At 68.6% G+C, this 17,983-nt stretch carries 17 protein-coding genes; 4 read left to right on the top strand and 13 right to left on the bottom strand.

The features are described 5' to 3' along the window. Positions 1-60 precede the first annotated feature (60 nt). A complete protein-coding gene (locus tag H512_RS22275) occupies positions 61-1,389 on the bottom strand; it encodes a sigma-54-dependent transcriptional regulator (protein WP_053239504.1) in 1,329 nt (442 codons plus the stop codon). 135 nt (positions 1,390-1,524) lie between these two features. Further along, positions 1,525-1,719: a heavy-metal-associated domain-containing protein gene (locus H512_RS0102335; RefSeq protein ID WP_026782153.1), complete on the bottom strand. Its 195-nt coding sequence runs from the start codon at positions 1,717-1,719 to the stop codon at positions 1,525-1,527. A gap of 248 nt (positions 1,720-1,967) precedes the next feature. Between H512_RS0102335 and H512_RS25545 the strand changes: the two genes are divergently transcribed. Continuing rightward, positions 1,968-3,413: an EAL domain-containing protein gene (locus H512_RS25545; RefSeq protein WP_053239503.1), complete on the top strand. Its 1,446-nt coding sequence runs from the start codon at positions 1,968-1,970 to the stop codon at positions 3,411-3,413. 97 nt (positions 3,414-3,510) lie between these two features. Here the strand turns inward: H512_RS25545 and H512_RS0102325 are convergent, their stop codons facing one another. The 4 genes from H512_RS0102325 to H512_RS0102310 form a co-directional block, all read right to left on the bottom strand. Continuing rightward, entirely contained in the window at positions 3,511-4,176 is a 666-nt protein-coding gene (locus tag H512_RS0102325) for a hypothetical protein (RefSeq protein WP_156899314.1), read from the bottom strand. A gap of 84 nt (positions 4,177-4,260) precedes the next feature. Next, the gene (lspA, locus tag H512_RS0102320; protein WP_026782151.1) at positions 4,261-4,764 is read right to left on the bottom strand and encodes a signal peptidase II; all 504 of its coding nucleotides are present in this window, start codon (positions 4,762-4,764) and stop codon (positions 4,261-4,263) included. After that, a complete protein-coding gene (gene ileS / locus H512_RS0102315; RefSeq protein ID WP_026782150.1) occupies positions 4,761-7,712 on the bottom strand; it encodes an isoleucine--tRNA ligase in 2,952 nt (983 codons plus the stop codon). The genes lspA and ileS overlap by 4 nt, the downstream gene beginning before the upstream one ends. A 297-nt stretch (positions 7,713-8,009) precedes the next feature. Continuing rightward, the gene (locus tag H512_RS0102310) at positions 8,010-8,984 is read right to left on the bottom strand and encodes a bifunctional riboflavin kinase/FAD synthetase (protein ID WP_026782149.1); all 975 of its coding nucleotides are present in this window, start codon (positions 8,982-8,984) and stop codon (positions 8,010-8,012) included. 458 nt (positions 8,985-9,442) lie between these two features. Between H512_RS0102310 and H512_RS0102305 the strand changes: the two genes are divergently transcribed. Both H512_RS0102305 and H512_RS22265 read left to right on the top strand, forming a co-directional pair. Continuing rightward, a complete protein-coding gene (locus H512_RS0102305) occupies positions 9,443-9,826 on the top strand; it encodes a response regulator (protein ID WP_026782148.1) in 384 nt (127 codons plus the stop codon). Between the two features lie 161 nt (positions 9,827-9,987). After that, on the top strand, positions 9,988-10,623 hold the full coding sequence (locus tag H512_RS22265) for a protein phosphatase CheZ (protein WP_210162653.1): 636 nt from the start codon (positions 9,988-9,990) through the stop codon (positions 10,621-10,623). A gap of 76 nt (positions 10,624-10,699) precedes the next feature. Here H512_RS22265 and H512_RS0102295 read toward each other — a convergent pair whose 3' ends face one another. Both H512_RS0102295 and H512_RS0102290 read right to left on the bottom strand, forming a co-directional pair. After that, the gene (locus H512_RS0102295) at positions 10,700-11,566 is read right to left on the bottom strand and encodes a TIGR01459 family HAD-type hydrolase (protein ID WP_084798266.1); all 867 of its coding nucleotides are present in this window, start codon (positions 11,564-11,566) and stop codon (positions 10,700-10,702) included. Between the two features lie 31 nt (positions 11,567-11,597). Further along, positions 11,598-12,332, bottom strand: a complete 735-nt coding sequence (locus tag H512_RS0102290; RefSeq protein WP_036789719.1) for an NAD-dependent deacylase — start codon at positions 12,330-12,332, stop codon at positions 11,598-11,600. Positions 12,333-12,430: 98 nt separating this feature from the next. Here H512_RS0102290 and mutL point away from each other — a divergent pair, with 98 nt between their 5' ends. Then, positions 12,431-14,290 (top strand): DNA mismatch repair endonuclease MutL, encoded by a 1,860-nt coding sequence (gene mutL / locus H512_RS0102285; protein WP_026782145.1) that lies wholly within the window; start codon positions 12,431-12,433, stop codon positions 14,288-14,290. Between the two features lie 2 nt (positions 14,291-14,292). Here the strand turns inward: mutL and H512_RS0102280 are convergent, their stop codons facing one another. The 5 genes from H512_RS0102280 to H512_RS0102260 all read right to left on the bottom strand — a co-directional run bounded on the left by H512_RS0102280 (position 14,293) and on the right by H512_RS0102260 (position 17,983). Next, complete coding sequence (locus H512_RS0102280) at positions 14,293-14,802, bottom strand: GNAT family N-acetyltransferase (RefSeq protein WP_026782144.1); 510 nt, start codon at positions 14,800-14,802, stop codon at positions 14,293-14,295. 5 nt (positions 14,803-14,807) lie between these two features. Continuing rightward, positions 14,808-15,101: an HPr family phosphocarrier protein gene (locus H512_RS0102275; protein ID WP_026782143.1), complete on the bottom strand. Its 294-nt coding sequence runs from the start codon at positions 15,099-15,101 to the stop codon at positions 14,808-14,810. After that, positions 15,098-15,499: a PTS sugar transporter subunit IIA gene (locus tag H512_RS0102270; RefSeq protein WP_026782142.1), complete on the bottom strand. Its 402-nt coding sequence runs from the start codon at positions 15,497-15,499 to the stop codon at positions 15,098-15,100. The genes H512_RS0102275 and H512_RS0102270 overlap by 4 nt, the downstream gene beginning before the upstream one ends. Positions 15,500-15,761: 262 nt before the next feature. Further along, complete coding sequence (locus tag H512_RS0102265) at positions 15,762-16,214, bottom strand: HPr kinase/phosphorylase (RefSeq protein ID WP_026782141.1); 453 nt, start codon at positions 16,212-16,214, stop codon at positions 15,762-15,764. Then, positions 16,211-17,983, bottom strand: a complete 1,773-nt coding sequence (locus tag H512_RS0102260) for a sensor histidine kinase (protein WP_026782140.1) — start codon at positions 17,981-17,983, stop codon at positions 16,211-16,213. Before H512_RS0102260 ends, H512_RS0102265 begins: the two co-directional genes overlap by 4 nt.

Below are 17,983 nucleotides of genomic sequence, written 5' to 3'. Positions count from 1 at the left end.
TCTATCTTACTGATCCGCTACCATTTTCCAAGATCGGGCGCTCCAACGCCGAACAAAAGGTCAGGCGGTGCGGAGGGCGAGCGCTTCCTCGATGTCCCGGCGCTTGCGATAGATGGTCGAGGGGCTGATCTCAAGGGCGGCGGCAGCCTTGGCGATGTTGCCGTCGAAGGCGGCGATCGCCTCCTCGATCACCCGCGCCTCCTCCATCCAGAGCGGCTTGACGTCGGCCGGCAGCTTGCGGCGCGGCGCCGGCGCGGCAGCGGCCGGCATGGCGATGATCGGCACCACCATGTCGGCGGTGACGAGGTCGCCGGGGTAGAGGGCCATCAGCTTCTCGAGCGCCGACCGGAGTTCGGCGACGTTGCCCGGCCAGCCGCGGCCGCCGAGGCACTGCACGGCGGCGGCGGTGAAGCGGGTATAGCGCGAGCCGCTGTCGCGGTTGATCTGCCGCACCATGACGTCGACGAGGGCCGGAATGTCCTCGCTGCGCTCGCGGAGCGGCGGCACGGCCAGCGTCAGCACGTTGAGGCGGAAATAGAGGTCCTGCCGAAGGCCGGACGGGCCGCTCAGTTCGTCGAGCGGCCGTCGTGACGAGGCGATCACCCGCACCGACAGGCGGCGGCCGCCGTCGAAGCCGGCGATCTCGCCAGTGTCGAGGAAGCGCATCAGCGCCAGCTGGGCGGCGTCGGCGAGATGGCCGACCTCGTCGAGGAACAGCGTGCCGCCGTCGGCGCCGGTCAGCGCGCCATCGGGCTCGGACAGGTCGGCCACCAGTTTCTCGGTCGGCGTCGTCGCGCAGTCGAGGGTGACGAAGGGGCCGGTGCGCCGGCGCGAACGGGCGTGAACGGCGCGCGCCACCAGCGACTTGCCGCTGCCCGCCTCGCCGGAGATGAACACCGGCCCGAGCGACGGCGCGACGCGCAGGATCTGGTCGGAGAGCGCCCGCATCGCCGCCGAGGCGCCGATCAGGCCGTCGGCCTCGTCGACGCTGCCGGCGATGCTCTCGACGAACTGGCGCTCGACGCGGCGGGCGAAGGCATTGCCATCCACTGGCTTCTCGATGAAGTCGGCGGCGCCGGCCCTGACGCAGGCGACGGCGGCCTGCACGTTGGTGGGATCGCCCAGGGCGTAGAGCGTGGTGGGGCCGAGTTGTTCGGTGAAGGCGCGGAAAGCCGCCGGGCCGCCGATGGTGTCGAGGTCGATGGCGACGACGTCGAAGGTCTGCTTGCCGGCCATCACGCGAGCGGCATCGCGCTCGGCGGTTTCGAGAATCAGCATCGGCCGGGCGATGCGCGCCTCAAGGGCCTTGCGCATGACCCGCCGCGACGAAACGTCGGCATCGACGATCAAAAGACGCACCGTCGACATGCTGCGCGGGCCAACCGACATCGGAAAGCGATCCCTGCCAGACAGTTGCAGATTGCATTCTGTACCGGCGAACTCTGCCCCGATCATGGTAAAAAAAGGGTTGATGAACCTTAACGGAGCGTCACCAACGCTCCGTCAGGGCAGGCGGCGACCGCTTCAGGCCGCCACTTCGTAGCCGGCCGCCTCGATTGCCTCGCCGAGCGTCCTGGCATCGGCGCGGGTCTCGACGCGCACCTTGCCGCTGGCGAGATCGACGGTGACGGCGGCATCGGCGTCGACGCGCTTGATCGCCTTTTCGACGGTACCGGCGCAACCGCCGCACATCATGCCCTTGACGTTGAGTTCGATCATGGTTCGTCTCCGCGTTTCTGCCGCGGTCGGCTGTCCGACCGCCACGTTTTCATCGGGCTCGAGCATGGGACAGCGGCCGGCGGCGGTCAAGGCGGCGCCGATCACGCTTGCGGGACGCGGGCGGCTGTCGGCGAAGGGGCAATCGGCCTGAAAAACCTTGGAAAACCCATGTCTGCCTTCGCTTCCGTCCATGAAAGTGGCAACAATGCCTAGGTGATTCGGCAAGCGGTGTTGGAGTAGGCAGGCGAATGAACCGGTCGTCATCGACGATGATCCTGATCGCCATGGGCGTGATCGCTGCCTCGGCCGCGGTGGTGTTGTATTACCAGCTCGGCCTGCCGGCCGGCTCGGCGCTGATGATCGGCATCGGCCTGATGCTGGCCATGGTCGTGCTGCAGCAGCCGATGGAGCGGCGGCGCGAGCGGGCGTGGCTCGAGGGGCGTCTCGCCGAGATCGCCGCCGTTGCCGGTGATGGTGAAGCCGAGATCGAGAAGATTTCCGCCCGCCTCAACCGGCTGGAGCAGGCGCTGCCCGGCCGCATCCGCGAGCAGACCGGCGAGCTTGCCGCCGAGGTCGAGGTGGTGGGCGAACTGCTGCGCCAGGTGACCGAAACGCTGGCCGAACTCGAATCGACCGTCGAAGATCGCCTCGAAGGCGTCGACGCCCGCTTCGGCGCCATGGAGCGGCGCATCCGCGACGCCGGCCGGCGCGACGCCGAGGAGACCGGCACGCCGAGGCGGCGGGCACGCGTCGACGAGGCCGGCGAGGACCGGCGCGAGCGGACGGGCGAGGGCGATACCGTCGCCGCCGGCCTGAGGAGTGGTCTCTTCGTCACCGACGGCGATCCGGCCTTCGAGCGCGACGTGGAGCGGCTGATCCGCGAGGAGCAGATCGAGCTGCACCTGCAGCCGGTGGTGACGCTGCCGCAGCGCCTCGTCCGCCACTACGAGGTGCTGACCCGCCTCAAGGGCGCCTCCGGTCTCATTCCCGCCGCCGAGTTCATCCCCGTCGCCGAGAAGAGCCGGCTGATCGCCAAGCTCGACACCTATCAGGTGATCCGCGCCTTCCAGATCCTGAAGCGCCTCACCCAGCGCAACGGCGAGGTCGGCCTGTTTGTCAACCTTTCCGCCGAAAGCCTTGCTTCCTCGGCCTTCTTCCGCGAGTTCCAGGCCTTCCTCGGCCAGAATCGCGCCGCCGCCGACCTGGTGCAGTTCGAGTTCCGGCAGGACGCGCTGGCCGGGATGGGTCCGCTGGAGATCGAGAGCCTGCGGGCGGTGGCCGACCTCGGCTTCCATTTCTCGATCGACAACGTCACCGACCTGCGCGGCGATTTCCGCCGCTGGTCCGATCTCGGCTTCCGGTTCATCAAGGTGGCGGCCGACCGGCTGCTCGGCCGCATGCCGCTCGTCACCGGCGATATCCATGTCGAGGACATGGCCGGCCACCTGCAACGGCAGGGTCTGACGCTGATCGTCGACCACGTCGAGCAGGAGGCGCAGGTAATCGACCTGCTCGATTACGGCCTTGCCTTCGGCCAGGGCAACCTGTTCTCCAGCCCGCGCCAGGTGCGGCCGGAGGTGCTCGGCCCGGCCCAGGCGGCGGCGACCGGCACCGCGGCGCGCCCGACCGGTGGCGAAGCCAGTTCCAGGAGGAGCGTCAGCCCGTTTCCGTCAGGCGTTGCGCGAAAGCAATAAGGCGGGCGGCCGCGCCGAGGGAGATGAGCCAACAAAAAAGCCGCGGCAACCCGCGGCTTTTTTCATCTGTCGGGAAGGCGCCGGGGGCGCCGCTCCATCACCAGAACTTCCACCACTCCTTTTTCGGCGACGTTCCCGGCGTACCGTCGTCGGTGGTCACCGGCGCGCCGGGAGCCGGCTCCAGATAGGCGACCGGCGGCTCGACCAGCGCCTTGCGCACCGGCTTGCCGCTGGCGTCGTAGAGCGTGCTGTCCTTGGCCCGCGGCATGGTGCCGAGATCGCTCGGCATCATCGGCTTGGACGCTTCCTCGATGCTGTTGGGCGAGGTATTCGGGCGTGTTGTATTCTGCGGCAACCGGGTAGACATCAGCTCGGAAGGCGACAATTCGTGATTGTCGGGGCCGCGCGCCGCGTCACGGGCGGCGGCTTCCTTGAGAAGCCGCTGCGTCTTGGCGTCGTTGTCGTCGGGCCAGGCGCCGGACGCCTCCAGCCGGTTGGGATCTTCCGGCGCGACCAGGGCCATCTTGTTGGGCGGCACCACCAGCGGCGCGCGCGGCGTGTAGTTGATCGCCGTCTTGCGCGTCGGCACGGCACCGAGGCCCTCCATGACAGCGCGGCCCATCGACACGTTGGGAACTTCCGTCTCCGGATCGTCGTCGGCGACGGACGTGCCGAGCGCCGAGCAGGCGGAAAGACCGATGGCGGCGACGGCGAGAAGAGCGAAACGCTTGCCGGTCAGCAGATGGGTCATCGATATCGTCACTCTCGCTCTCGTGCCGGGTGCTCGGCGGTCATCGGCCGCGGCCCGACCCTCGTTCCGGTCGGCAACTAGCCGACTTTTGAGGCATCACTGTGGCCTGGGGCGGAGAGAGTCATACAGGAGTGCGCCTACCCCTGCAACGATGGCGCAGTCGGCGAGGTTGAAAACGTACCAGGAAAACGAGCCGTAATGCAGGTGCAGGAAGTCGACGACGCCGCCGAACAGGATGCGGTCGACAAGGTTGCCGAGCGCGCCGCCGATGATCAGCGCCAGCGCCAGACCGGCCAGCAGCCGGTCGCCGGAGCGCCACAGCCAGACCGCCAGCATCCCCGTCGCCAGCGCCGTGAAGCCGATCAGCAGGAAGCGGCCGAGCGCTTCCTGCTGCTGGAACAGGCCATAGGAAATGCCCATGTTCCAGGTCAGCACCAGGTCGAGCACCGGCGCCACGGAAATCCGGTCGCCGCCGGACAGCGTGCCGTCGCTCAGCACCCAGTACTTGCTCGCCTGGTCGGCGGCGAACGTCAGGACGATGACGGCGAGCGCGGCAAGCCGCGTCCGCCGTGTCCGGTCGCGGAGCGCCTCCGCCGTCATGAACCGGCCGCCAGCTCGCGCAGCGCCTCGGCGTCGCGCAGCGTCACGTCCGGATAGTCGGGGTCGGAGCCGACCTCCGGCAGGATCTTCCACGAGCGGGCGCATTTCCGGCCCTCGGCGAGCCTGGGCTCCACGGCGACCGGCGTACCGTCGTCGAGGCGGAAGGCTCCCTCGGGCGCCGGCGCCTCGGTGACGGTGATCTGCGAGGTGATGCAGATCTCGGCGAAATCGAGCCCGTCGAGCGCCGCCAGGAGGTCGGCGTCCTCGACATGCACCACGGGCGCCGCTTCCAGCGACGAGCCGATGCGCTTCTCGCGCCGCTCGATCTCCAGCGCGCCGGTCACCGCCCGCCGCACCTTCTTCACCTTCTCCCACTTGTCGTCGAGAGCCGCGTCCAGCCATTCCTCCGGCACGTCCGGGAACAGTTCGAGATGGATGGACGACGCCTCGCCCGGATGGCGTTCGAGCCATGCCTCCTCGGCGGTGAACGGCGTCAGCGGCGCCAGCCACTTGACGAGATGGTCGTAGAGCGTGGCCACCACGTGGAGCGCGGCGCGGCGCTTCAGGCTCGACTTCGGGTCGCAGTAGAGCGCGTCCTTGCGGACGTCGAAGTAGAAGGCGGAAAGCTCGATGTTCATGAAGTTGAGGATCGACGAGAACACGGCCTTGAAGTCGTATTCCTTGTAGCCTTCCACCACCTCGGCGCCCACCACCGCCAGCTTGTGCAGCATCAGCCGCTCCAGCTCCGGCAGGTCAGCATAGGCAACCGCGGCGCCGTCGTAATGGGCGAGCGTGCCCAGCATCCAGCGGACGGTGTTGCGGATCTTGCGGTAGGCGTCGGAATTGGCGTCGAGGATCTTCTTGCCGATGCGCTGGTCTTCCCAGTAGTCGGTCGAGGCGACCCAGAGGCGCAGGATGTCGGCACCCGACTGCCTGATGACGTCCTGCGGCTGCACCTGGTTGCCGAGGGATTTCGACATCTTGCGGCCGTCCTCGGCCATGGTGAAGCCGTGCGTCACCACCGCCTTGTAGGGCGCGACGCCGTTGACGCCGCAGCTTTCGAGCAGCGAGGAGTGGAACCAGCCACGATGCTGGTCCGAGCCTTCGAGATAGACGTCGGCCGGCCACTTGAGGTCGGGGCGGCCCTTCAGCACGAACTCGTGCGTCGATCCCGAATCGAACCAGACGTCGAGGATGTCGCGCACTTGGCTCCACGGGCCGAGGTCGTCGACGAAGCCGCTCAGGAACCGTTCCTTGGCGCCGTCGGCGAACCAGGCGTCGGCGCCCTCGGCGAGGAAGGCCTCGCGGAGGCGGCCGGCATAGGCGTCGTTGTGGGCGAAATCCGGGCCGGGCAGCAACTGGCCGGTCTCAGTGTTGCGGAACACGGCGATCGGCACGCCCCAGGCGCGCTGGCGCGACAGCACCCAGTCGGGCCGGTTCTCGATCATCGAGCGGAGGCGCGTCTGGCCGGCCGGCGGATAGAAGGCGGTGTCGTCGATCGCCTTCAGGGCGCGAGCGCGCAGCGTGTCGCCGACCGGACCGTTGCCGATCGGCTTGTCCATGTAGACGAACCATTGCGGCGTATTGCGGAAGATCACCGGCTTCTTGGAACGCCAGCTATGCGGATAGGTGTGCTTCAGGCGGCCGCGCGCCACCATGGCGCCGGCGGCGGCCAGCGCCTCGATCACCGCCTGGTTGGCGTCGCCCTTGTCGCCCTTGTCGGTCAGCACGCGCCGGCCCGTAAAGCCCGGCGCGTCGGCGGTGAGATAGCCGCCGTCGTCGACGGTGAACGGGATGGTGGCGTCGATGCCGCGCGCGGCGAGATCGCGGCCGTGCTCCATCCACAGCTCGAAGTCCTCGCGGCCATGGCCCGGGGCGGTGTGGACGAAACCGGTGCCGGCGTCGTCGGTGACGTGGTCGCCGGGGAGAAGCGGCACGTCGAAGGTGTAGCCGCCGCCGAGGCCGCTGAGCGGATGAGCGCAGGTGACCGACGACAGCGCGTCGGCCGCGACGGCGGCGAGCTTGATGTGGCCGGTCACCTTGGCCTGCTTGAACACCGCGTCCGCCAGCGCATCGGCCAGCACGTAGCGCTCGCCAACCTTGGCCCAGTTGCCCTCCGGCGCCTCGGTCACTTCATAGAGGCCGTAGGCGATCTTCGGCGAATAGCTGACGGCGCGGTTGCCGGGGATGGTCCACGGCGTCGTCGTCCAGATGACGACGGAAGCGCCGGCAAGCTCCGGCGCGCCCGACGTCACCGGGAACTTCACCCAGATCGTATCGCTCTGGTAATCCTGATACTCGACCTCGGCCTCGGCCAGCGCCGTCCGCTCGACGACCGACCACATCACCGGCTTGGAGCCGCGATAGAGCTGGCCGGATACGGCGAACTTCAAGAGTTCGGTGGCGATCACCGCCTCCGAGGAAAACGCCATGGTGGTGTAGGGATTGGCAAAATCGCCCTCGACGCCGAGACGGCGGAACTCCTCGGCCTGCACCTTGATCCAGCCTTCGGCATACTGGCGGCACTCGGCGCGGAAGTCGTTGATCGGCACCTCGTCCTTGTTCTTGCCCTTGGCGCGATACTCCTCCTCGACCTTCCATTCGATCGGCAGGCCGTGGCAGTCCCAGCCGGGGACGTAGTTGCTGTCGTAGCCCATCATCTGCCGCGAGCGGGTGATGATGTCTTTCAGGATCTTGTTGAGCGCGTGGCCGATATGCAGGTGGCCGTTGGCATAGGGCGGGCCATCGTGCAGCACGAACTTCTCGCGCCCCCTGGCGGTGTCGCGCAGCCGCTCGTAGAGCCTCATCTCGTCCCAGCGGGCGATCAGCTTCGGCTCCTTCTCCGGCAGGCCGGCGCGCATCGGGAAGTCGGTGGCCGGGAGATTGAGCGTCGCGGAATAGTCGCGGGTCGGCGTCGCGTCGGACGTCGGTGCGGGCGTGTCGGTCATGGAATGTCTCGTCGGTGCAACAGGAAAACGGTATCGGCAGAGAGGGCGCTGCCGGCGGTCGGCCAGGGCGGCTCGGCTCCCGGTCCTCGATCCCGCCGCGTCAGCGGCGGCTCATCAGGACCGGGCCGATAATTCGCGCGATGTGCGGTGCGGCCGGCGGACGGCGGAGAAACGTAGGCATGGCCGTGTTCTACCGGCAAAGCGGCCGAAAGGAAAGACGCCCCCGCACTCGCCGATCCGATTGAATCACCGGACTGACAAGCGAACGTTCCGGCGGATTTCGCCGGATATCCGCCGTCAGTCCTGCCACAGCGCCCGGTCGAGGGGCGTGAAGCCGTCGAAGCCGGCGAGCAAGGCCCGTCCCTCCTCGGCGTCGCGGTTCATCTGGACGATCAGCGGCGCCACGCCGTCGAACTTCAGCTCCGGCCTGAGGTAGGCGATCGGCATGACGGCAAGCGTCTTGCCGTAGAGGTCGCCGGAGAAGTCGTAGAAGAAGGTCTCGAACACCGGCGCGCCATTGTCGAAGGTCGGCCGGCGGCCCCAGCTCGCCACGCCGGCATGGCGGACGCCGTCGATATGGGCGTAGACCGCGTAGACGCCTTCCGACAGCCGCACCTGCGGCGGCAGGCGGATGTTGGCGGTCGGAAAGCCGATGGTGCGGCCGCGCTTGTCGCCGTCGACGACGATGCCCTCGAAGAACCAGTGCCAGCCGAGGAGACCGGTCGCCTCGGCCAGCACGCCCTCGGCGAGGCGGTCGCGCACCGCGCTCGATGACACGGTGTAGCCGTCCTCGGTCTCGAACGGGGCGAGGATGTCGACGCTGAAGCCGTGACGTTCGCCGAGTTCGCGCAGCTTCTGCGGCGTACCGTGCCGGCCCGCGCCGAAATGGAAGTTCCAGCCGACGACGACGTGGCGGATGGCCAGTTCGTCCACCAGCACCCGCTCGACGAACTCTTCCGGGCTCTGGGCGGCGAAGGCCGGCGAGAAGGGGATGGAGACGAGGCCGTCGAGCCCGATCGCCTCGACCAGCCGCGCCTTGACCGGCGCCGGCGTCAGGCGGAACACCGGGTGCTCGGGCCGGAACACGTCGCGCGGATGCGGCTCGAAGGTGACGCCGACGGCCGGAATGCCGCGCTGTCGCGCCGCCGCGAGGGCGGCTTCCAGCACGGCCTGGTGGCCGCGGTGCACGCCATCGAAGTTGCCGATGGCAACGGCGCCGCCCCTGAGGGCCGGGGTGACGGACTGACGGTCGACGGACTGGAAGGAGGGCATGGTCTCTTGAATCTGCTGTCGCCGGGAAGCCGCCATCGCCCGGCGCCGGCGGTTTCGGCGGCGCCGGCGACCGTGCCTTCTGCTCCGGGCAAGGTCAAGCGGCGAATTGCCACGGCAGCCCTGCCGCCGCGGCGCCCCTCGGCGCGCCTGACAACCCGGTAATCGCCGGCATGGTTGGCAAAGCGTAAACCGGGCAGCCGGCGATTTAAGACAAAATCGAGCAAAAAACCGCCGAACTGCGCCACAAAAACGATTCAAAGAAAAAACGGATGGTAAATCAAGCGTCTCGCTGAACGATAACGGGCCGGGGATCGGCGACGACGGGAATTAACCGACTTTTCAGGTCCCGGTCGTATGGTTTTTCCAGAGGCACGGGCCCCGGCAGGGACGTTCACCCGCCCGTGCACTTGAGCTGGTCATCGAGGCGCGGGTGGCGCCGCGGCAGTTTGGAGTAAACGATGGCACTTGATACATCGATTCCGGTTCTGGTGGTCGACGATTACAAGACCATGATCCGAATCATCCGGAACCTCCTGAAGCAGCTCGGTTTCGAGGACGTCGACGAGGCGGCCGACGGCACCGAGGCCCTCGGCAAGATGAAGGAGCGCCGCTACGGCCTTGTCATCTCCGACTGGAACATGGAGCCGATGACCGGCTACGAGCTTCTGAAGCAGGTGCGGTCCGATTCCTCGCTGTCGAAGACGCCGTTCATCATGGTGACGGCCGAATCCAAGACCGAGAACGTGATCGCCGCCAAGAAGGCCGGCGTCAACAACTACATCGTCAAGCCCTTCAACGCCCCGACGCTGAAGAGCAAGATCGAAGCCGTGTTCGGCGACTGAGGCCGAACCGCGCCGGAGAGCACGAGGGGGCGGCGGCATGCCGCCCGCCACCGCCCCGGAAACGCGCGACGAGAGCCGACGCATCCAGTTCAAGATCAAGACGTCCGCATAGCCGCCCCGCCGGGACGGACGACGCCGCGCATTCAGAAAAGGGCTTCTCGATGTCTGACATGTCCTCGGAGCATGTGGCCAAGATCATCGACTTCCTCCGCAACGGTCGCAAGGCCGAGGATGTGTCGCTCGAAGATGTCATGCGCCTCGCCGAGCTGATGGCCGAAAGCTTCCAGTCCTTCTTCAAGAGCATGGATCTCGCCATCTACTCCGAACTCGGCGAGATGGCGCGTGAGATCGCCAACATGAAGGAGGAGCTGGCGATGCTGCGCCTCTCCGACATGCGCGACGAGCACATCCCGACCGCCGGCCGCGAACTCGACGCCATCGTCGAGGCGACCGAGGAAGCCACCAACACCATCATGTCGGCGGCCGAGGAGATCATGGCGGCCGATGTCGAGGACGTCGACGCCTATCAGGCCCTGGTCGGCGAGAAGGTGATCGACATCTTCCAGGCCTGCTCCTTCCAGGACATCACCGGCCAGCGCATCTCCAAGGTCGTCACCACCCTGAACGCCCTCGACAAGCGCATCACCACGCTGGTGGAAAAGCTGAAGATCATGCGCATCACCGACGTCGCCGCCAACGAGACGCCGGCCGAGAAACGCGCCCGCGAGCTGATGCTGCACGGGCCGCAGTTCAAGGGCGAGGGCGTCAGCCAGGACGACATCGACGCCTTCTTCTGAGCGCCGCCATCGCGCCGGATCCTGAGGAAAGAGGCCCCGCGGGGCCTCTTTTCATGTCTCCGCACCGGACGAGCCCTCACCAGGCAAGACGGGGCAGGGCGGCGCGGATGCCGAGGCCCTCGGCCTCCAGCCGGGCGGCGAGCCGCGCCGGATCGGGGGCGAGGAGATCGCCGAAGTCGGCGCCGTGGATGCCGGCCGTCACCATCAGCACATCGATGCCCTGGCCGTAGGCGCCCTTGATGTCGGTCGGCAGGCCGTCGCCGATCGCCAGCACGCGGGCTTTCTCCATCGGCCGGCCGAACGCCCGGTCGAGGGCGGCAAGCGCCGCGTCGTAGACCGGCTTGAAGGGCTTGCCGATGATGACGGCGTCGCCGCCGAGCGCCAGATAGAGCTGGGCCAGTGCCCCGGCGCAGTAGACGAGGCGGTCGCCGCGCTCGACCACGACGTCCGGGTTGGCGCAGTAGACCTTGAGGCCGCGTGCGACGAAGCGGGAGAGCATCGGCCGGTAGGTCTCGGCGGTCTCGGTCTCGTCGTCGAACAGGCCGGTCAGCGCCACGTATTCGGCTTCCTCCTCGCCCACCAGCTCGACATCGAGCCCCTCGAACAGGCCGAGGTTGTGCTTGGGGCCGAGATGAAACAGCCGCTTGTGCGGTTCGCTCGCGAACACCTGACGGGCGACCGAGCCGGAAGTGACGATCTCGTCATAGCTGTCGCGGCCGATGGCATAGTGGCTCTGCAGCAGGTCCTCGACGTTTTTCGCCGGCCGCGGTGCGTTGGTGAGCAGCACCACCGCCTTGCCGGCAGCCCGGAAGCGGGTCAGCGCCTCGGCGGCGGCGGGGTAGGGCGAGACGCCGTTGTGGAGAACGCCCCAGACGTCGCAGATGACGCCGTCGTAGGCCCCGGCGAGGGCCGACAGGCCCGCGATCATGTCTATCTTTTGCATGCCCTCCCGATAAGGGGGCGGCATGACGAGGTCAAGACGGCAGCCGGCCTTCGAGGAGGTCGCGCACGAAGGCCGGCACGATGTCGCCCGCCTTGCCCTCGATTTCATGCGCGAACAGGCCGTGGCCGCGCCGCGACGCTTCGAGGTTCAATTCGACGGTGACCGCGCCGGCCTGCCGGGCCGCCCGCACGAAGTCGGCGGCCGGATAGACGGTGCCCGACGTGCCGATGGAGAGGAACAGGTCGGCCTCGCCGAGCGCCCGGTAGATCTCCGGCATGAAGTAGGGCATCTCGCCGAACCAGACGATATCGGGCCTGAGCGTGCCGGCCCGGCCGCACAGCGGGCAGGCGGAGGCGGTCGTCATGTCGCCCTGCCAGGGGCCGCGCTTGCCGCAGGCTTCGCAGAGGAACCTGTCGAGTTCGCCGTGCATGTGCAGCAGCGCCTTCGAGCCGGCCTTCTCGTGCAGGCCGTCGATGTTCTGGGTGACCAGCAGGAAGCGGCCCGGCCACGCCGCCTCCAGGTTGGTCAGCGCCAGATGGGCGGCGTTGGGAACGGCGACGGCCGCCTCGCGGCGCTGCTCGTTGTAGAAGTCGTGCACCAGCGGCGGATTGCGGGCAAAGCCCTCCGGCGTCGCCACGTCGTCGATGTCGTAGCGCGCCCAGATGCCGCCGGCGTCGCGAAAGGTGTCGAGCCCCGATTCCTGCGATATGCCGGCGCCGGTCAGCACGACGATCGACGTGGCGGCCGAAATCCCGAAGTCTGTCATGGAGCGTCTCCCGTTCCGCCGCCGATCTCGCTCCGCCGGCCGGCTTCGTCTATGCTAACGCCTCCGATCCCTCCGTCCGCAAGCGATTCCCGAAGCCGATGTCGGTCATCATCCAGCTCTCGCCCGTCACCATCAACCGCATCGCCGCCGGCGAGGTGGTGGAACGGCCGGCGAGCGTCGTCAAGGAGCTGGTCGAGAACGCCATCGATGCCGGCGCCGACCGCATCGAGGTGGTGACCTCGGGCGGCGGCAAGACGCTGGTGCGCGTCGTCGACAACGGCTCCGGCATGACCGCCGGCGATCTGTCGCTGGCCGTCGAGCGGCATTGCACCTCCAAGCTGATCGAGGACGACCTCCTCGACATCCGCACCCTCGGCTTCCGCGGCGAGGCGCTGCCCTCCATCGGCTCGGTCGCCGATCTCCGCATCGAGACGCGCCATGCGTCCGAGGACAACGGCTGGGCGATCAGCGTGTCGGGCGGCAGCCGCTCGGAGATCGCGCCGGTGGCGCTGAGCGCCGGCACCCGCATCGAGGTCCGCAACCTGTTCTTCTCGACGCCAGCCCGCCTCAAGTTCCTGAAATCCGAGCGCGCCGAGGCCGGCGCCATCACCGACGTGGTCAAGCGCCTGGCGCTCGCCCACCCGGAGATCCGCTTCTCGCTGTCGGGCTCCGACCGCTCGCCGCTTGATTACCCGGCCCTTCAGGAGGGTGATTTCCGGGGGCGGGCGTTGCAGGTGATGGGCGCCGACTTCGCGGAGAACTCGATCGAGATCGACGCGCTGCGCGAGGGCGTCCGCCTCACCGGTCTTGCCGGCCTCGGCACCTTGCAGAAGGCCAACGCCCAGAGCCAGCACCTGTTCGTCAACGGCCGGCCGGTGCGCGACAAGCTGCTGCTCGGCGCCATCCGCGCCGGATATTCCGACGTCATGGCCCGCGACCGCTTTCCGGCGGCCGTGCTGTTCGTCGATCTCGACCCGCACGAGGTCGACGTCAACGTCCACCCGACCAAGGCCGATGTGCGCTTCCGCGATCCCGGTCTGGTGCGCGGCCTCATGGTCGGCGCGCTGAAGCGGGCGCACGCCGACGCCGGCCACCGCGCCGCCTCGACGCACGGCGCGGCGACGCTGGACGTGCTCGAAGCCGCCGTTGCCCGGCCGATGCCGGCGCGGTCGTCCTGGTCCTACGCCAGCCGGCCGGCCGCCTTCGACTGGCGCACGGCGCCCGAGCGGCCGCTCGCCGGCGCGGCAGCGGACGGTTTTTCGGAAGAGGACGACGTCTCCGTTGCCGAGGAGCCGCCGCAGGGCCGCTTCGCCGTCGTCGACGACGCCGTCGCCGCCGACGCCCGCGCCGGCCTCGTCGAGCCGGCGCCCGAGAGCCTCGCCCGGCCGCTCGGCGCGCCGCGCGCCCAGATCCACGAGACCTATATCGTCGCCCAGACCGAGACTGGCCTCGTCATCGTCGACCAGCACGCCGCCCACGAGCGCCTCGTCTACGAGCGGCTGAAGCGGGAGATCGCCAGCGGCGTCGAGCGGCAACTGCTGCTGATCCCCGACGTCGTCGACCTGCCGGAGGAGGACGTCAACCGGCTGATCGAGCGCGCCGACGAGCTGGCCGAGCTTGGCCTCGTCGTCGAGGGGTTCGGCCCCGGCGCCGTTGCCATCCGCGAGATCCCGGCGCTCCTCGGCCGCACCGACACGGCGGCGCTGGTCCGCGACATCGCCGACGACCTCGCCGAGTGGGATCAGGCGACGCGCCTCAGGGAAAAGCTCGACGCCATCGCCGCCACCATGGCCTGCCACGGCTCGGTAAGGGCCGGCCGCCGGCTGCGCGTCGAGGAGATGGACGCGCTCTTGCGCGAGATGGAGGCGACGCCCAACTCCGGCCAGTGCAACCATGGCCGTCCGACCTTCGTCGAGCTGAAGCTCAGCGACATCGAGCGGCTGTTCGGGCGACGATAAAATCAGTCTTGGCGGATGATGGCGTAGATCGCCACGTCCCAGCGCGCCTCGCCCACCCTGGTCGACGAGCGGCGGACGCCTTCACGCGTGAAGCCGAGGGATTCGTAGAGGCGGATCGCCCGTGTGTTCTGGACGTAGACGTTGAGTTCCAGCCGGGGAAAGTCGCCGGCCTCATCGAGCCGGGCGAATACCTCGGCGAGGAACGGCCGCGCCAGCCCCTTGCCGCGATGGCTGGGCGCCAGGGCGAAGCGAGCGAGGCGGGCGACGCCGTTCGGCCAGTCGAGGACGATCTGGGCGTGGGCGACCGTCGTGTCGTCCAGAAGGCCGGCGAAGGCGAGGCGGAGCGGCGGATCGGTCGTCGTCTCGGCCAGCATGGCGGCGATCTGGTCCCCGCCGAGGGGAAAGCGCAGGCCGCCGCCGCCCCACATGGCCAGTGCTTCCGGCGTATCGAACCAGCCGGGCAGTGAGACGAGATGCCCGGCCGCGGCCGGCACGACGCGGAGCGCCGCCATCGGGGCTATTCGCCTTCGCCGAAGCGATCGTTGACCAGCGCGGCGATCGCCTCGACGGCGTCGAGCGCTTCCCGGCCGGTGGCGCGCACCTCGATGAACGAGCCGATGCCGGCGGCCAGCATCATCAGTCCCATGATCGACGTGCCCGACACGCTCTGGCCGTCTTTCAGGACGCATACCTCGGCCTCGAAGCGGTCGACGCACTGGACGAACTTGGCCGAGGCGCGGGCATGCAGCCCCTTCTTGTTGAGGATCTTCAGTTCGCGGACGATGGCGCCATTGGCTCTGTCGTCTGTCATAATCCGGCAAGTACCTGGCTGGCGACGGAAATGTATTTGCGCCCGGCGTCCCGGGCCTCGGTGACGGTTTCGGCGAGCGAACGCTCCTTGCGCACGGTCGCCAGCTTGACCAGCATGGGCAGATTGACGCCGGCGATCACCTCGACGTCGCCGATGTCCATCACCGAAATGGCGAGGTTGGACGGCGTACCGCCGAACATGTCGGTGAGCAGGATGACACCCTTGCCGGAATTCACCCGCTCCACCGCAGCGATGATGTCACTCCGCCGCTGCTCCATGTCGTCCTCGGGGCCGATGCAGATGGTCTCGAAATCGGCCTGCGGACCGACCACATGCTCGAGCGCCGACCGGAATTCATCGGCAAGACGACCATGCGTCACCAGAACCAACCCGATCATTCTGGGGTCCGATCCCTGTAGATTGCGAAGCTCATGCGGCGCGCCATGTCGATTTCGCTCCAAGCTGGAACGGGCCACATCTTCACCAGAGCGGGATTTCTTGCAAGCGGAAAACGCCGGTTGAGGCCGGCTGGCCCGGTTTCCGGCCCGCCGGCGATGGATGCCGGCTCGACAAAAGTACCCGCCGGCGGCCTGAAAAGCCCGGCCGTCGGGGCGTTTTACGGGAAAAGTCTATCCTAGGCCGGAAATGCCGTCCCGATCGTTAAATCTTGTTCATTTCCTCAAGGGCAGCGAGCACCAGCGGCACCGAAATGGCTGTCCGGCGAGCCGGAATCGCCTGCCGACGCAGCCGGACGCCGGCGATCTCCACCCATTCCTCCGTCGCCTCGGGCAGGCGCGGCAGGGCGTCCGGCGCCACGAGGTCGGCGACGAGCCGCACCACCGCCGCCGGCACGTGTGCAACCTTCTCGATGCCGTGGCCATGGCGCTCGGCGAGGCCGGCGATGGTCTCCGGGCAGCGGGCAATGAGGCGGTCGTGCGCCGCCGTCAGCGCCGTGCGGTCGTCGGCGACGAAGGCGGCATGGAGGCCGTCGCGGCGGGCGGCGTCGATCAGCGCGAAGGCCAGCGACGTCTTGCCGGCGCCCGAGACGCCACGGATCAGCACGCCGGCCTCACCGACGACCACGGCGGTGGCGTGGATGGTGGGGGGGCTCATGCGACGAGGTCGGCCGGCAGCGACACGACGAAACGGGCGCCGGTGACGCGGTCGGGGTCGGCGGCATCGTCGGTGCGGTTGATCGCCGTGATGGTGCCGCGGTGCGCCTCGACGATCTGCCGGGAAATCGACAGGCCGAGGCCGGAATTGTTGCCGAAGCCCTCGCCCTCGGGGCGGTCGGTGTAGAAGCGCTCGAACACCCGCTCGATCTTCTCGGCGCGGATGCCGGGACCGTGGTCGTCGACGATCACCTCGATCATCCGGCCGTTGCGGCGGACGGCCACCTCGACGCCGCCGCCTTCCGGCGAGAAGGAGCGGGCGTTGTCGATCAGGTTGTTGAACACCTGACCGAGCCGGCTGTCGTGGCCGAGCACCATCAGCGGCTTGTCGCCGTCGCCGCGTTCGACCCTGAGGTCGACGCCGATCTCCTGATGGCGGCCGGTCTCGCGGGCCAGCGACACCACGCCCTCGACGAGGCGGCCGACGTCGATCGGCGTCGCGTCCTCGCGGGCCAGCTCGGCGTCGAGGCGCGAGGCGTCGGAAATGTCGGTGATCAGCCGGTCGAGGCGGCGGACGTCGTGCTGGATGATGTCGAGGAGCCGTCCCCGGCTCTGGTCGCTCTTGGCCAGCGGCAGCGTCTCGACGGCCGAGCGCAGCGAGGTCAGCGGGTTCTTCAGCTCGTGGGCGACGTCGGCGGCGAAGCTCTCGGTGGCGTCCATGCGGCTGTAGAGGGCGTTGGTCATGTCGCGGAAGGCGCGGGCGAGGTCGCCGATCTCGTCCTCGCGGTCGAAGGAGGGGATCTCCTCGCGCTGCTTGACGCCGCGCCGGATGCGATCGGCGGCGGCGGCGAGGCGCCTGAGCGGCCGGGCGATGGTGCCGGCCAGCAGGAAGGACAGCGTGGCCGTGACGGCGGCCGCCACCAGGAAGACGCGGAAGATGCCCCAGCGCTCGGCGGTGACGATGGCGTCGATGTCGCCGCCCTCGGTGGACAACAGCAGCGAGCCGACCACCACGCCGAAGCGCTGCACCGGCACCGCCACCGACACGATCATCTCGCCGGCCTCGTTGACGCGCACCACCGTGCCGGGCGAGCCGGAGAGCGCCTGCTCGACTTCCGGGTAGCCGCGGCCGTTGCCGCCGCCAAGCTCCCGGTAGACGGGCAGGTCGAAGCGCCTCAGGCGGTAGGTGATGGCATTGATCACCTGCTCGATCAGCGACGGCGGCTGCGGCTTGGGCGGCGGCAGGTTGAAGCGCAGCACCTGGCCGCGCGAATAGAGGAAGCGGGAATCGAGGATCAGGATGCCGTCGCGGTCATAGATGCGCGCCCGCGTCTTGGTCGGGGTGATCAGGCGGCGCAAGAGCGGCGCCACCCGCTCGGGATTGATCGGGAAGTCGAGGCTCTCGCTGTCGGTCGGCGCCGTCATCTCGCCGCCGGCCTGCATCTGCAACAGGCGTTCGGGATCGATGGTGATCGAATTGGAGACGGCCGACGCCGAGGCGGCGATGGCGCCGGCCATGATCTCGCCCTGGGTCAAGAGGCTCTCGACGCGGGCGTCGATCAGCCCGGCCCGGAACTGGTTGAGGTAGAGGATGCCGGAGACCAGCGCCGCCAGCCCGGCAATGTTGAGGACGAGGATGCGGCGGCTGAGCGAGGTGCCGATCGACATCGACACGAAGCGCCTGACGCGGCGGACGACGACCGGCAGCAGCCGGCGCATGGTGCGGCCGCCGCTGTCCCGTTCGCTGTCCTCGGCTCCCCTGATCGGCAT

The organism is Pleomorphomonas koreensis DSM 23070 (assembly GCF_000425185.1).
GTDB classification, from domain to species: Bacteria; Pseudomonadota; Alphaproteobacteria; order Rhizobiales; family Pleomorphomonadaceae; genus Pleomorphomonas; species Pleomorphomonas koreensis.
This window is presented reverse-complemented; position numbering and strand designations above follow the sequence as displayed.